The organism is Streptomyces sp. LARHCF249 (assembly GCF_052871255.1).
Genome location: NZ_JBIXJQ010000001.1, coordinates 399,006 through 411,743, shown reverse-complemented (window position 1 = coordinate 411,743; position 12,738 = coordinate 399,006). Strand labels below are relative to the sequence as shown.

Annotated in this window: 13 protein-coding genes; 9 read left to right on the top strand and 4 right to left on the bottom strand. The window is 71.8% G+C overall.

All coding sequences use genetic code 11. From position 1 onward, the window contains the following. Window positions 1–148 precede the first annotated feature (148 nt). The 4 genes from ACIPUC_RS02075 (at window position 149) to ACIPUC_RS02060 (ending at window position 3,037) form a co-directional block, all read left to right on the top strand. Complete coding sequence (locus ACIPUC_RS02075; protein ID WP_446586250.1) at window positions 149–1,318, top strand: serine hydrolase domain-containing protein; 1,170 nt, start codon at window positions 149–151, stop codon at window positions 1,316–1,318. 164 nt (window positions 1,319–1,482) lie between these two features. After that, entirely contained in the window at window positions 1,483–1,728 is a 246-nt protein-coding gene (locus ACIPUC_RS02070; RefSeq protein ID WP_446586249.1) for a hypothetical protein, read from the top strand. 139 nt (window positions 1,729–1,867) lie between these two features. After that, on the top strand, window positions 1,868–2,449 hold the full coding sequence (locus ACIPUC_RS02065; protein ID WP_446586248.1) for a maltokinase N-terminal cap-like domain-containing protein: 582 nt from the start codon (window positions 1,868–1,870) through the stop codon (window positions 2,447–2,449). A gap of 87 nt (window positions 2,450–2,536) precedes the next feature. Continuing rightward, complete coding sequence (locus ACIPUC_RS02060; protein WP_446586247.1) at window positions 2,537–3,037, top strand: hypothetical protein; 501 nt, start codon at window positions 2,537–2,539, stop codon at window positions 3,035–3,037. 54 nt (window positions 3,038–3,091) lie between these two features. On the opposite strand, the gene ACIPUC_RS02055 is transcribed toward ACIPUC_RS02060, so the two are convergent. After that, window positions 3,092–3,481 (bottom strand): hypothetical protein, encoded by a 390-nt coding sequence (locus ACIPUC_RS02055; protein WP_446586246.1) that lies wholly within the window; start codon window positions 3,479–3,481, stop codon window positions 3,092–3,094. 11 nt (window positions 3,482–3,492) lie between these two features. On the opposite strand from ACIPUC_RS02055, the gene ligA reads away from it, so the two are divergent. Further along, window positions 3,493–5,553 carry an NAD-dependent DNA ligase LigA gene (ligA, locus tag ACIPUC_RS02050; RefSeq protein ID WP_446586245.1) on the top strand — a complete coding sequence of 687 codons (2,061 nt, stop codon included), beginning with the start codon at window positions 3,493–3,495 and terminating at the stop codon, window positions 5,551–5,553. On the opposite strand, the gene ACIPUC_RS02045 is transcribed toward ligA, so the two are convergent. Further along, entirely contained in the window at window positions 5,541–6,176 is a 636-nt protein-coding gene (locus ACIPUC_RS02045; protein WP_446586244.1) for a TOPRIM nucleotidyl transferase/hydrolase domain-containing protein, read from the bottom strand. The two genes, ligA and ACIPUC_RS02045, sit on opposite strands and share 13 nt — an antisense overlap. Window positions 6,177–6,328: 152 nt before the next feature. Between ACIPUC_RS02045 and ACIPUC_RS02040 the strand changes: the two genes are divergently transcribed. Both ACIPUC_RS02040 and ACIPUC_RS02035 read left to right on the top strand, forming a co-directional pair. Next, window positions 6,329–7,024, top strand: coding sequence for an SMI1/KNR4 family protein (locus ACIPUC_RS02040; protein ID WP_446586243.1), 696 nt, complete (start codon window positions 6,329–6,331; stop codon window positions 7,022–7,024). A 124-nt stretch (window positions 7,025–7,148) separates the two neighbouring features. After that, window positions 7,149–7,508: a hypothetical protein gene (locus ACIPUC_RS02035; RefSeq protein WP_446586242.1), complete on the top strand. Its 360-nt coding sequence runs from the start codon at window positions 7,149–7,151 to the stop codon at window positions 7,506–7,508. 67 nt (window positions 7,509–7,575) lie between these two features. On the opposite strand, the gene ACIPUC_RS02030 is transcribed toward ACIPUC_RS02035, so the two are convergent. Both ACIPUC_RS02030 and ACIPUC_RS02025 read right to left on the bottom strand, forming a co-directional pair. Next, window positions 7,576–8,193, bottom strand: coding sequence for a pyridoxamine 5'-phosphate oxidase family protein (locus ACIPUC_RS02030; protein WP_446586241.1), 618 nt, complete (start codon window positions 8,191–8,193; stop codon window positions 7,576–7,578). A 36-nt stretch (window positions 8,194–8,229) separates the two neighbouring features. After that, entirely contained in the window at window positions 8,230–9,477 is a 1,248-nt protein-coding gene (locus ACIPUC_RS02025) for a globin domain-containing protein (RefSeq protein WP_446586240.1), read from the bottom strand. Between the two features lie 498 nt (window positions 9,478–9,975). On the opposite strand from ACIPUC_RS02025, the gene lanKC reads away from it, so the two are divergent. Both lanKC and ACIPUC_RS02015 read left to right on the top strand, forming a co-directional pair. Next, window positions 9,976–12,606, top strand: a complete 2,631-nt coding sequence (gene lanKC / locus ACIPUC_RS02020) for a class III lanthionine synthetase LanKC (RefSeq protein WP_446586239.1) — start codon at window positions 9,976–9,978, stop codon at window positions 12,604–12,606. After that, a complete protein-coding gene (locus ACIPUC_RS02015; protein ID WP_030962357.1) occupies window positions 12,603–12,737 on the top strand; it encodes a SapB/AmfS family lanthipeptide in 135 nt (44 codons plus the stop codon). Before lanKC ends, ACIPUC_RS02015 begins: the two co-directional genes overlap by 4 nt. The last annotated feature ends 1 nt before the right edge of the window (window position 12,738 follow it).

The following is a 12,738-nucleotide window of genomic DNA, read 5'->3' as shown; positions in this document are numbered from 1 at the left end:
CACCGCCCGCCGGGGCGTCGGCGCGCAGCGGGGGGTTAGCCCCACCGGGAGCAGGGCCGCTGGCAGGATCGCCCGTGGCGGCCCTGTCCGGACAAGCTGGGACCGGCACATACCGCTGGTTTCCCAACGATCCCGTAGGAGTTGACTCGTGCGCGAGCAGGCTTGGCAGAGGCTTCGTTCTTCCCGGCGGCAACGTAGCGGCCGAAGCAGAACAGGGCCGGCGGTGGCCGCGGTGGCCGTCGGCGCCATGGTGTGGGGCGCCGTCGCGCCGCCCATGGCGTCCGCGGCCGGCAGGCCGGACACCGTTCAACAGGGCCTGAGCGCGCTGGTGCGTACCGACGGCCTGCCCGCCGCGCTGGCGAGCGTCACCGACCGCGAGGGCCGCACCCGCACCTACACCGCAGGGGTGGGCGACCTGGCCACAGGCTCGAAGGTGCCCAAGGACGGTCAGGTGCGGATCGGCAGCAACACCAAGGTGTTCACCGCGGTGGTCGTGCTGCAACTGGTCGGTGAGGGGAAGATCGGCCTCGACGACCCGGTCGACACCTACCTGCCGGGACTCCTCCGCGGGGAGGGTATCGATGGACACCGCATCAAGGTCCGTCAGCTCCTCCAGCACACCAGCGGACTTCCCGAATACGAAAGCCTCGTCGACGACGACATCCTTCAGCACCGCTACATCGAACCCCGCGAACTCCTGGACATCGCCTTCCAGCACAAGGCCGACTTCGCTCCCGGGACGAAATGGGCGTACAGCAGCACGAATTACGTGGTGGCCGGCCTGATCGTCCAGAAGGTCACCGGCCGGCCCCTCGCCGAGGAGATGGACCGGCGCATCATCAAGCCCGCCGGGCTGCGCCACACCTACTTCCCCTCACCCGGTGACCTGACCGTCCGAGAACCCCATCCCAAGGGCTACCACCGGGATGCGGCAGGAGCGCCCCTGCGCGACGTCACGGAGATCGACCCCTCCGCGGCGTGGGCGGCAGGCCAGATGATCTCCACCAACTCCGACCTCAACCGGTTCTTCACGGCGCTCCTCGCCGGCGACCTCCTGCCGGCGGCCGAGCTCACCCGGATGCGCACCACCATCCCCATCGGGAACACGGGCGCAGGCTACGGACTGGGGCTGATGAGCAGGCCGTTGTCGTGCGGCGGTGTCTACTGGGGCCACGGCGGTGACATCGCGGGGTACGAGACCCGGGGCGGAGCCACCGACGACGGCCGCGCCGCCAACATCGCGGTGACCAGCGTCCCCACCGACGGGGCGACCACACGGCATCTCGAGCGTGTCGTGGACACGGCCCTGTGCCGCTGAATCGCGTCGACGAGTGGTAGGCCATGGGGCCCTGGCGTTCCTGCAGTCGAGGGCAGTGCCGGAGCCAATGGAGTGAATCGCCGTTGCCTGCTGCCCCATCGTGATGTTGCACCGGCCGACGCGCACATTCACCAGCGCGTCTTCGAGGAATCCTTAGGAGAGTCATGCGTATCCGTTCCGCTCTGACCGCATCTGTCCTGGCCGCCGGCATCCTGCTCGGTGGCGCCGGCGCCGCCCTGGCCGACGACGGTGTCGCCATCGACTACTTCTCCGGCGGCCACAAGGCCTACGCGTCCAACTGTGCCTCTCTCGCGGCCGTTCCGGCTGCGGTCGGTCCCGTCTACACCTCGAACTGCACCGCGGAGGGCGAGAAGGAGTGGGCGGAGGCCGGCCACCTCGGCGCCAACTAGCAACGGGACAGGGCCGCAGGGGTGGTTGGGCAACGAGGCCAACTGCCCCTGCGGCGCTTCCACGCCTGGAGGCCTCCTCCTGTAGGTTCGATCACATCCGTCGAACGACGGGCCCGGACCCACGCGTGAGGGAGCCCGCATGGCAGCCATCCACCACACCACCATGACGCCCACCAAGCTGGAGCTGCTCACCGGCTGGCTGCCGAAGCAGAGCTGGTACTTGGGCGGCGCGCAGACGCCGGAACTGGTCAGGGCCGGCGGGTTCCGCCTGGACGACCCGGAGGGCGCGGTCGGCATCGAGTTCATGGTCGTGGCGGACGCCGCCGCGCCGGAGCCGGTGGCCTACCTGGTCCCGCTGGGCTACCGGGGTGCGGCCCTGGAGGGCGCTCCCGAAGAGGCGCTGATCGGTACCTCCGAGCACGGGGTGCTGGGCACCCGGTGGATCTACGACGGCGTCCACGACCCGGTGGTGATGGCCCAGTTGGGCGCGCTCCTGCGCGGCGAGGCGACGCCGCAGCACCAGAGCGAGAGCGATACCCCCGACCCGACCGTCATCGTGCGGGCAGCCGGCCCTGACGACGGCCCTGCCGTTGAGGTCAACCGCGTCCTGCGGCAGGCGGAGGCGGCGCGGAGCACGTCCGGACACCTCGTCGCCGGCTGGACCTGGCCGAACGGAACGGCTGCTCGGGGCGTACTCGCGACCGTTGCGACGCCACGGTAAGCGGCACGGCGAGTGCGGGCGGGGAAGCCCGCCCACGAGAACGGGCCGCCCCGAGGAGTGACGGAGGGCGCTGTGCATACTGCTGGGATGACGTCCTCCATCGCCACCCGCGTACACCTGATGATCACCTTCGTGCTGGTGATGTGCGGGGCGGTCGGCGGGGCCTGCTTCGGGTATCTCCTGGGTGGCCGGATGACGGCCTTGGTGGCCGGGGGCGCGGCCGGCCTGGGCGCGGGGATCGGCTCGCTCCTCTCCCGCCGTCAGGTGACGGCGTTCTTCCAGCCCGAGCACGGCGTCGTCCGGGCCGGCGGGTACGCGGAGGGGATCGCCGACGCGGTCCTCGTGAGCATCGCGACCTACCAGGCTGCGGTCTTCCCCCTGACCCCGGACGGCGTGAGCGAGGAGGAACGGGATGCCCGCCGCACCGTCGCCTACCGGGTCGCCGCGTACGACGGCCTGCCCCTCGCGGTACGGGTGTCGGCGGCCGCCGCTCTGGAGGCCCTCGACCGGGGACTCGACGCCGAACACGCCCAGGCCGCGATGAAGGCCCTCTCCCTCACGGTGTACGACCACCGCGCCGGCCGCTGAACCCGCAGAGCCCGGACCACATCGGTCCGGGCCCCGGTCCTACTCGAGCGGAGTTCAGCAGCGCGTGGAGACGCCGCCCGTCTCGTTCCCCTTCAGCAGGCCGCCCCAGATCCAGTTGCCGGAGTAGAGCCTGACCCACTTGTCGTGAGCGACGCCGTTCTGGTTCACCCACTGGCCGTGGGCCCAACACGAGGCGTTGAGACCGGTGTTGGCGCCCACCGAGTAGACGATGCCGCAGTTGGTGGACGCACAGCTGCGGACGTTCGCGGAGGTCCAGGTGGTGACGACCTGGTTGATACCCGCATCCGACGCCGAGTGCTGGGTGTTCGGCCGGTCGAACTCGGCTGCCGTGGCCGACCATGACCGGCCGCGCCGGGGACTCCGGCGCCGCGGACCGCTTCCCCGCCGCCCACCGGCCGCCGCCGTTGTCAGACCCGTGAGCAAGGATCACGGGCATGAAGAACATCCCCGCCGATGAGGCGTTGTCCGTCATGTCCAGCCGCGATGACTACGCGGCGGCCGTCGCCCGCCTGCGCGAGGTCTCGCGGGCGTACTACGGCGACGGTGACAGCCCCGTCGATGACGCCACGTACGACCGGCTCCGGCTCGCCGTGCTGTCCTGGGAGCAGGCGCACCCGGAGGAAGTCGCCCAGGATTCGCCGACCGGCCTCGTCGCGGACGGTGCCGCCCCGGCGGGTGACCTCGCGCACACCACACGCCTGCTCAGCCTGGACAACGTCTTCGACCCGGCCGGCCTTCTCGCCTGGGGGGCCTCCCTCCAGCGCCGCCTGGGACAGGAGCCCGCCGGCGGGTTCGCCGTCGAGCCGAAGATGGACGGGGCGGCCGTCGCCGCCCGCTACCGCGCCGGGCGGCTGGAGCAGATCATCACCCGCGGCAACGGAACCCACGGCGAGGACGTCAGCCACGTCATCGGCACCATCGAGGGCCTGCCCGAGCACCTGCCCGTTCCGGCCACGTTCGAAGTGCGCGGCGAGGTCCTGTTCACGCAAGCGCAGTTCGAGACCGCGAACGAGGTCCGCACCGCACACGGCGCGCAGGTCTTCGCCAACCCGCGCAACGGCACGGCCGGCACCTTGCGCGCGAAGGACCGTCCCTACCGGCTCGCGATGACGTTCTGGGCGTACGGAGCGGTCGAGCTCGACGACGTCGCGTTCGCGCCGGCCGGGGCCACGCACGCCGAGGTCCTGGCCGCCGTCGCCGAGGCCGGCGTGCAGACCACGGCCGGCACGCCCGCCGGCCTGCACGTGGCCGCGACCCTCGCAGACGCACAGCGGAAGGTCGATGAGATGGCCGCGATGCGCGCCGCGCTGCCGTTCGGCATCGACGGGGTCGTCATCAAGGCGAACGACGCGGCCGAGCAGGCTGCGGCCGGTTCCGGCAGCAGGTTCCCGTACTGGGCGATCGCCTTCAAACTCCCCGCCGTCGAGCGGCAGACCGTACTGAAGGACGTGGTCTGGGACGTGGGCCGCACCGGAGTGCTCGCCCCGACCGCCATCCTCGAACCGGTGGACATCGACGGCTCCACGGTCACCCGGGCCACCCTCCACAACCCGGCCGACATCCGACGCCGCGACCTCCACCTCGGTGACACCGTCACGGTCTACAAGGCGGGCGACATCATTCCCCGCGTCCAGGCCGCCGTCGCCGGCCTGCGCCCCGCCGGCGCACAGCAGGTGCCGCTGCCCACGGCCTGCCCGAACTGCGCAGGGGCCGTCAACAAGGACCAGGAGCGGTGGCGCTGCGCGAAGGGAACCGCCTGCGCCCTGCCCGCACTGATCGAGTACGCCGCCGGCCGCGACATGCTCGACATCGACGGCCTCGGCAAGACGTACGTCAACGCCCTGATCGAGGCCGGCGCCGTCACGGACGTCGCGGACCTGTTCACCCTCACCGGGGAACAGCTCACCGCGGCCTCCGGCAGCGCGAAGCGCGGAGCGAAGCTGGCCGAGCAGATCACGGCCGCCAAGTCCCGCCCGCTCAGCCGGGTCTTCTGCGCCCTCGGTGTCCTCGGCACCGGACGCAGCATGTCCCGCCGTATCGCCGCGCACTTCGGCACCATGGACGCCATCCAGCGGGCCGACGCCGCGCTGATGCAGGAAGTCGAAGGCATCGGCGGGGAGAAGGCTCCCGTCATCGTCGAGCAGGTCGCCTCCCTGGCCCCGGTCATCGACAAGCTGGCCGCGGCCGGGGTCAACATGAAGGAACCGCAGGAGGTCCAGCCGGCCGGCGACGGCCCGCTGGCGAACGCGACCGTCGTCGTGACCGGCAAGATGAGCGGCCCGCTGGAGAAGCTGGGACGCTCCGAGATGAACACCCTGATCGAGAGGGCCGGCGGCAGGGCGGGCAGCAGCGTGAACTCCAAGACCACCTACCTGGTCTGCGCACCGTCACCGAGCGGCAAGCCGAGCTCCAAGGCCCTCAAGGCCGGGGAACTGGGTGTCACGGTCCTGACACCGGAGGCTTTCGCCGAACTCGTCACCGACTACCTGGGCTGATCCGTTCCGAGGGTGGTGAAGAGGTCGTCGAGGGGCGCCGGTACCTGTGCGTGGTCGAGGGCCTCGACGAGGAGGTGGCCGTAGCGGATCTTGCGGCCCTTCTTCGTGCCGAGGAACCGCCGCAACTGCCGCTCCTTGCTGCGGCCGTGCTGTGCCGGCTGGCGCAGGAAGGTCTGCCAGGCACGGTCGTCGCCCTCGGCCTGGATGACCTCCTCGACCCGTGCCGTGCCCAGTGCGCGGATGAGCTCGTCCTCCAGATCCGCCGCGCACACGAAGACGTTTCCCCGCGGTGCCCCGGCCTGCTGCAGACCGCGATCGAAGAAGGGCTGCTCGCGCTCGTCGCACAGTCCCGCCAGGCGCAGGCCGGCGCCGGGCGGACCGAGGAGGCGGGCGTAGCGCCCGACGTTCATCGCCCCGCCCATCTGCACCACGCACACCCCCTCGGCGGACAGGTCCCGGCCGCGCCGTGCGGCCAGCGCCTCAACGGCCGCGAGGTCGCTCGGTCCTTCCAGCAGCACCGCCGTCCGCACCCCCACCGGCACGGCCAGGCCACTCGCGGGCCCGTCGGGACCGCGGGCCGCCCGGCGGGTGACCTCGTTCTGGAACGTTTGCATATCCGCCATGGAGGGAGTCTGCATCTCCACCGACGGCGCTGCACGCAATATCCGGCTCGGTCGTTCCCAGCGGTCCGAGCAAGGCCCGACAGCGCCCTGCTCGTGCAGGCTCGGGGAGCCGCCCCGGACGCCCCCGCGTCGGGGTCCGGTAGCGTGGGCGGGTGATCTCCGGTGACGCCTTCGTGAAGCGACTCCGGGCGCTGGCCGCCCGGGTCCCGTTCGACCTCGACGTACAACCCGGAGCGACAGCCGCAGACTTCGACCGCTGGCCCGTCCCGGTGCCGAGCGCGGCGCGGGAACTACTGGGCCGACTGGGCGGCTTCGCGGTACCGCCGGTGGAGTTCGTGCTGACCGGCCACCCCCGGCAGGCCGGCGAGCACGGCCTCCCGCACCCCCACTGGCTGGTCACCGACGACGGCGGTGGCGGCGTCACCTGGGTCGACATCGAGGCCGACGGCCGGTGGGGCCAGGTGCTGATGCAGTACCGCGAGGGCGGACTCTTCGTGGAGGCCGAGTCGCTGCCGCACTGGCTCGACCGCCTGATCGGGACAGCGGAGGAGCTGGTCGACGAGACGGGCTTCGAGGACGGCGTCCAGCCGTACGCCGACGATTTCTGGGACCAGCTGCAGCTGGACGGCCCCGAGCTGCCGCTGCACCCCGCGGCCGGACTCCGGGCGCGCCCCGGCACCGACCCGGTGGTCGCCGGGCTCGCCGCGCGGGTACCGGACGGCGCGGTGATCGCCGACCTCCGCGGAGCCGTGCCGGGCAGCCGGGCCCGCTTCGATCGGGTGCTCAGGCGATACCGCCTGGACCGGGCCGTCGGCGGCCCGGTATTCGCCGCCGTCCCCTGGGACTAGCGCCTGATACGTGCTCGCCAGGGCGGTGGCCCCGGGCGGAAACCGCATGGCTGCCGAGTTCCCGGCGCCGGTATCGTGCCGTCTCGGACGAGCCGTACCAGCGGCCTCGCGTGTTCAGAGAGCGATGCACATGACCAGCCGGCGAGCAACGACGACCCTGTGGCGCCCCACCGGCCCCGAGGAGCTGGACCTGGTACGTGAGCTGAACTGGCGTGCTTGGCCTCCGCGGCTCCCCGAGCAGCCGATCTTCTACCCGGTCCTCAACGAGGACTACGCGATCAGGATCGCGAGGGACTGGAACGTGAAGCACAGCGGCGTCGGCTTCGTTACCCGGTTCGAGGTCGATTCGGAGTTCTTGAGCCGGTACCCCGTTCAGCAGGCCGGGGGCGAGACGATCCTCGAGCTGTGGGTTCCGGCCGAGGAACTGGACGACTTCAACGCTCACATCGTCGGCGCGATCCAGGTGGTCCACGAGTTCCGATGAGGCAGGGGCCCCGCCGGCGCGGGGCGCCGGCCCCGCCGGCGAGAGCCTGGTGGTGCGTCCTTCGCGTCTACGGGTGGCGGGTGCCCAGCGCCGCGCCCAGGCCGGTGAAATAGTTCGCGTCCTTGGGCCGCGCGGCGTCATGGCCGGAGGGACGGGGGGCCGGCTCCAGGTGGGGTATGTACTTGGAGCAGTGGATGTAGGCCTCTTCGACGCTCACATGGACCCACATCTCAGGGCTGCGGCCGGGCGCTACGTCGACGGGCAATCCGGCATGCAGGGAACGCAGGCCCGCGTCGCTGTAGAGCCGGGCCGTGCCGTTGACGTGAAGACCCACGTGGTGGTGGGTGAAGTCCACGAACAGCATTCCGAGATGGGGGTTCTCCGTCATGTTGCCGGCGCTGGCGAGCACCCCGTTCCCGCGGAATTCGGGGTAGGCGAGGGTGTGGTCGTCGATCACGTGCACGAATCCCGGCGGGCCCGCCCGGAAACTGGCATCGCACTCCCCGTGGGAGTCGGCGGTGGCCAGGAAGACCATGGACTGGCGCCCTATGAAGTCCCGCATCTCGGGTGTGAGGCACGGCCGCACCTGCTGGTCGTAGAACCGGGCGGCACGTTCGGCGGTGCCCATGTGCTGCTGCAGCCGGTGTTCGCCTGCTGATCCGAAGGACGGCGGGGGCAAGGTCATGGGGCGTTCTCCTGGCAGGACGGGCAAGCGGGTGGCTCAGGGCATGGACAGGACGGGTGTTTCGAACGGGTCGTGGTGGATGCGTTCGGGCAAGGTGCCGTTGAGGGTGAGCGTCTCGTTGGCGGAGACGACCATCTGGGTCGGGCCGCTGAGATAGACGTCGTGCTGGTACCACGGTCCGTACTCGGCCAGCACCTCCGGCAGGGACCCCCGGATTCCGGGGATGTACTCGTGGGAGACCGCGCCCCTGATGGTCAGCCAGTGGTGGCGCTGCGCCATCCGGAGCATGTCGTCGACCCCGTACAGCTCGGCACCGGTGCGGGCACCGAGGAAGAGGTCCACCTGGTGGCGCCCGCCGCGACGGGCGACCTCTTCGACGAGCGCGCGGATCGGCGCGAGGCCGGTGCCGCCGGCGACGCAGAGCAGTTCGCGGTGGACGGCGGCGTCCAGCACCATGTCCCCCATCGGCGCGCCGAGCTGGACCACGTCGCCCACCGCCGCCCGGTGCACCAGGGCGCTGCTGACCGAGCCGCCGGGCACCGCCCGCACGTGAAAGGTGAGGGTGCCGTCCTCGCGGGGGGCGTTGGCGGGGGAGTAGTAGCGCCAGTGCTTCGGCCACCAGGGGGTCTCGACGCTCACGAACTGTCCGGCGGCGTACGCGTAGGGCATGTGGGGACGCACGGTGACCTCGGCGATCCCGTGTCCGCGCGCGACGTGGTGCACGACCGTGGCGGGCCATACGGCGGGCCGTACCGCCTCGTCCGCCTCGGCTGCACTGATCATGACGTCGGCGACCGCGCCGTAGGCCTTGGTCCAGGCGGCGGCGATGTCCGCGGTCCATGCGGGGCCGGCGTAGCGGGCGAGGGAGGCGAGGAGGCATTCGCCGACGGCCGGGAAGTGCGCGCTCAGCGTGCCGAACTTGCGGTGATCGCGCCCGAGGTGTTCGCAGAAGCGGACCAGGTTCTCCGGGTCGTCGACGAGGTCCACGATGCGCAGCAGCGCGCGCAGCAGGCGGCCGCGCTGGGCGTCCATCCCCGGCGGGAACATCGGACGGACCTCGGGGTACCGGGCGAAGAGGATCGCGTAGAAGTACACCGTCATGTCTGCGGCGAGCGGCTCGACCACCGCGACGGAGGCACGTATGAGGTCGATCTCGTGGGCCGACAGCGGCGGCTCGGCGGCCTCCGGCTCAACGGGAGGGGCGGGCGGAGCGGGTGCCGGTTCCTCCGGGTACGGGAGCGCGGATGCGTGGTGGTGGCCTGAGCGATTGATCCGGAACCTCAAAGGACCAGCGCTCCTCCATCCGATATGCGCGATGGCTTCCCGCCGGCGGACCACGGGGCGGCGTCGCTCCGTCGTCTTGGAAGAGCGGTGGTCGAGGGGCCGAAGGTGGCGGGCATGAGTCCTCACGGTGGGGCGGGGGCGCTGAAACGGATCAAACGGCTCCGGACGCTACATGACCCTCTGGGTGACTCAGAAGTAGCCGAAGGGCGCGATCGGCAGGGCGCCGACACCGTCTGGACCGGTATTCCCGCTAAGGGACACTTCGCGACCACCTGATCTTCACGTCGCCATCACCCCGCCCCCGCATCTCCCCGCCCCCCCGTACCTCCCCGCGCCCTCTCCCCGGCTTTGCCGCGGTAGCCGACGCCGGAGGCGTCCGCAGCCCCCGCTGCCCTCGTGACTCATGAGTACTGCACACCACACCGGTGACAGCCGTGACTGTCGCCGCGTCTGCCGGGCGTGACACGGTCGGGTCTGCCACCGACCGAGGGAGCAGGTGTGAACAAGGGGTACGCCGCCTTCTGCGACGCCGACCGCTGGTTCTACGACGCGCCGTACCGGCGGGCCGGCGAGAGCTACCCGGCCGCGCTCGCCCCCGTCCCGTCGGGGTGGCGCTCACACCGGAGCGGCGACTGGCTCGCCCTGCGCCCGGACGGCGCCGAACTGCCCGCGCAGGGCTGGAAGATCCACGTCTCGGCCACGCTCGACAACGCCGAGTCGCTGCTGACGACGGTGTACGAGTACTGCACCGCCCGCGGCATCGCCTTCAAGTTCATACCGAGCCGGTACCTGCTGCACCTGCGCAACGCCAAGTACGCCGACCGCGCGGCCAGCGGCAAGTTCATCACCGTGTACCCGGCCGGCGAACAGCAGTGCCGCCGGATCGCGGAGGACCTCGACGCCGCGCTGGCCGGGGCGGCCGGCCCGTACATCCTCAGCGATCTGCGCTGGGGCGCCGGACCGGTCCACCTGCGCTACGGCAGCTTCACCCTGCGGCACTGCTACGACGAGCACGGCGAACTGGTCCCGGCCATCGAGACCCCCGACGGGCGGCTCGTACCGGACCGGCGCGGACCGGCTTTCCAGCCGCCCGAGTGGCTCGAACTGCCCGACTTCCTGGAGCCGCACCTCGCGGCGCGCTCCGCGATCACCCTGACCGGCATCCCCTTCACGGTGGAGCGGGCGCTGCACTTCTCCAACGGCGGCGGCGTCTACCTCGGCAAGGACAGCCGCACCGGCGAGAGCGTGGTCCTCAAGGAGGCCCGGCCCTACGCCGGACTCGCCGCCGACGGCGCCGACGCCGTGACCCGGCTGCACCGCGAACAGGCCGCGCTGGAGCGGCTGGCGGGCCTGGACTGCGTCCCGGCGGTCCGCGGCGCGTTCACGGTCGGCGACCACCACTTCCTGGTGCTGGAACACCTCGCCGGCAAGCCCCTCAACACGTACTTCGCCCGCCGCCACCCCCTGATCGAGGCGGACCCCGACCCGGCGGAGCTCGCCTCGTACACCGAGTGGGCCCTCGCCATCCACCGGCGGGTCACCGAGGCCGTCGACGCCGTGCACGCCCGCGGCGTGGTCTTCAACGACCTCCACCTCTTCAACATCATGGTGGCGGAGGACGAGACGGGCGAACCCTCCGTCGCACTGCTCGACTTCGAAGCCGCCGCGCACGTCGACGAGGGACTGCGGCAGACCGTGGCCAACCCGGCCTTCGTCGCCCCTGCCGAGCGGCGCGGCTTCTCCGTCGACCGCTACGCCCTCGCCTGCCTGCGCCTCGCCCTGTTCCTCCCGTTGACCAGCCTGCTCGTCCTGGACCGGGCCAAGGCCGCCCACCTGGCCGCCGTCGCGGCCGCGCAGTTCCCCGTACCGCGGCGGTTCCTCGACGAGGCCGTCGAGGAGATCCTGTCCGGCGTCCCGCAGGGCGCACCGGGCGACCGCCTGCCCGCACCGGCCGGACCCTACCTGCCCGTCGAACCGCGGCAATGGCCCGCCGCCCGTACCTCGATGGCCGCGGCCCTGCGGGCGAGCGCCACCCCGGACCGCGAGGACCGCCTCGTCCCGGGCGACATCGCCCAGTTCGCGACCGCCGGGGGAGGCATCGGCTTCGGCTACGGGATCGCCGGAGTACTCCACGCCCTCGCCGAGACCGGCGCCGGCCCCTGGCCCGAGGCCGAGCAGTGGCTGCTCGACCGGACCGGGGAACCGCTCTCCGGCACTCCGCTCGGCTTCTACGACGGCCTGGCCGGCACGGCCTGGACGCTGCACCGGCTCGGACACCACGAACGTGCCCTCGCCCTCGCCGACCAACTGCTCCACCAGCCCTGGCAGAGCGCCGGCCCCGACCTGCACAGCGGGCTCGCCGGCATCGGCCTCGCCCTGGACGCGCTCGGCACCGCGAGCGGCGAGAGCGAGCTGCACACCGCGGCCCTGCGCTGCGCCGAACTGATCGCCGGGCAGCGGCCCGCCCGCGCGGGACTGCTGTACGGCAACTCCGGGCCCGCCCTGCTCCTCGTGCGGCTGTACGAACGCACCGGCGACAAGGAACTGCTGATCCAGGCCGCCCACGCGCTCCACCGCGACCTCGACCGCTGCGTCACCAGCGCGTACGGCACCCTCCAGGTGAACGAGGGCTGGCGCACGATGCCGTACCTCGGCGAGGGCAGTGTCGGCATCGGCATGGTGCTCGACGACTGGCTGGAGCACGGTCCCGACGAGCGCTTCGAACAGGCCCGGCGCGAGATCGTACGGGCGGCGCAGGCGACCTTCTACGCCCAGCCCGGGCTGCTGCGCGGGGCCGCCGGGATGATCCTCTACCTGGCCCGGACCACCACACCCGGCCCGGGCACCGGACCCGACGCCGTCGCCCGCCAGATCGACGCACTGGCCCGGCACGCCGTGCCGTACCAGGGGCATCTGGCCTTCCCGGGCGAGCAGATGATGCGGCTGTCCATGGACCTCGCCACGGGCACGGCCGGCGCTCTCCTCGCCCTCGGCAGCGCCGCGCCCGGCGGGCGCGCGCACCTGCCGTTCCTCCCGCCGCTGCGCCGGCGCGCAGCGGCCCCCAAGCCGGTCCCGTTCGGGGCCGTGACCCATCGCACCACTCATGAGAAGAAGAGGAATCTGACATGACGCTTCTTGACCTGCAGTCGATGGAGACCCCGAAGGAAGAGACCGCCGAGGTCGCGATGACGGGCGGCGGCAGCCGGGCCAGCCTGCTGCTCTGCGGCGACAGCAGCCTGAGCATCACGACCTGTAACTGAT

Bases quoted from the DNA above. Each gene is read 5' to 3' on its own strand.
- ACIPUC_RS02070 (WP_446586249.1), top strand. From the start codon at position 1,483: ATGCGTATCCGTTCCGCTCTGACCGCATCTGTCCTGGCCGCCGGCATC.
- ACIPUC_RS02035 (WP_446586242.1), top strand. From the start codon at position 7,149: ATGCACATGACCAGCCGGCGAGCAACGACGACCCTGTGGCGCCCCACC.
- ACIPUC_RS02045 (WP_446586244.1), bottom strand. From the start codon at position 6,176: ATGGCGGATATGCAAACGTTCCAGAACGAGGTCACCCGCCGGGCGGCC.
- ACIPUC_RS02060 (WP_446586247.1), top strand. From the start codon at position 2,537: ATGACGTCCTCCATCGCCACCCGCGTACACCTGATGATCACCTTCGTG.
- ligA (WP_446586245.1), top strand. From the start codon at position 3,493: ATGAAGAACATCCCCGCCGATGAGGCGTTGTCCGTCATGTCCAGCCGC.
- ACIPUC_RS02015 (WP_030962357.1), top strand. From the start codon at position 12,603: ATGACGCTTCTTGACCTGCAGTCGATGGAGACCCCGAAGGAAGAGACC.
- ACIPUC_RS02030 (WP_446586241.1), bottom strand. From the start codon at position 8,193: ATGACCTTGCCCCCGCCGTCCTTCGGATCAGCAGGCGAACACCGGCTG.
- ACIPUC_RS02065 (WP_446586248.1), top strand. From the start codon at position 1,868: ATGGCAGCCATCCACCACACCACCATGACGCCCACCAAGCTGGAGCTG.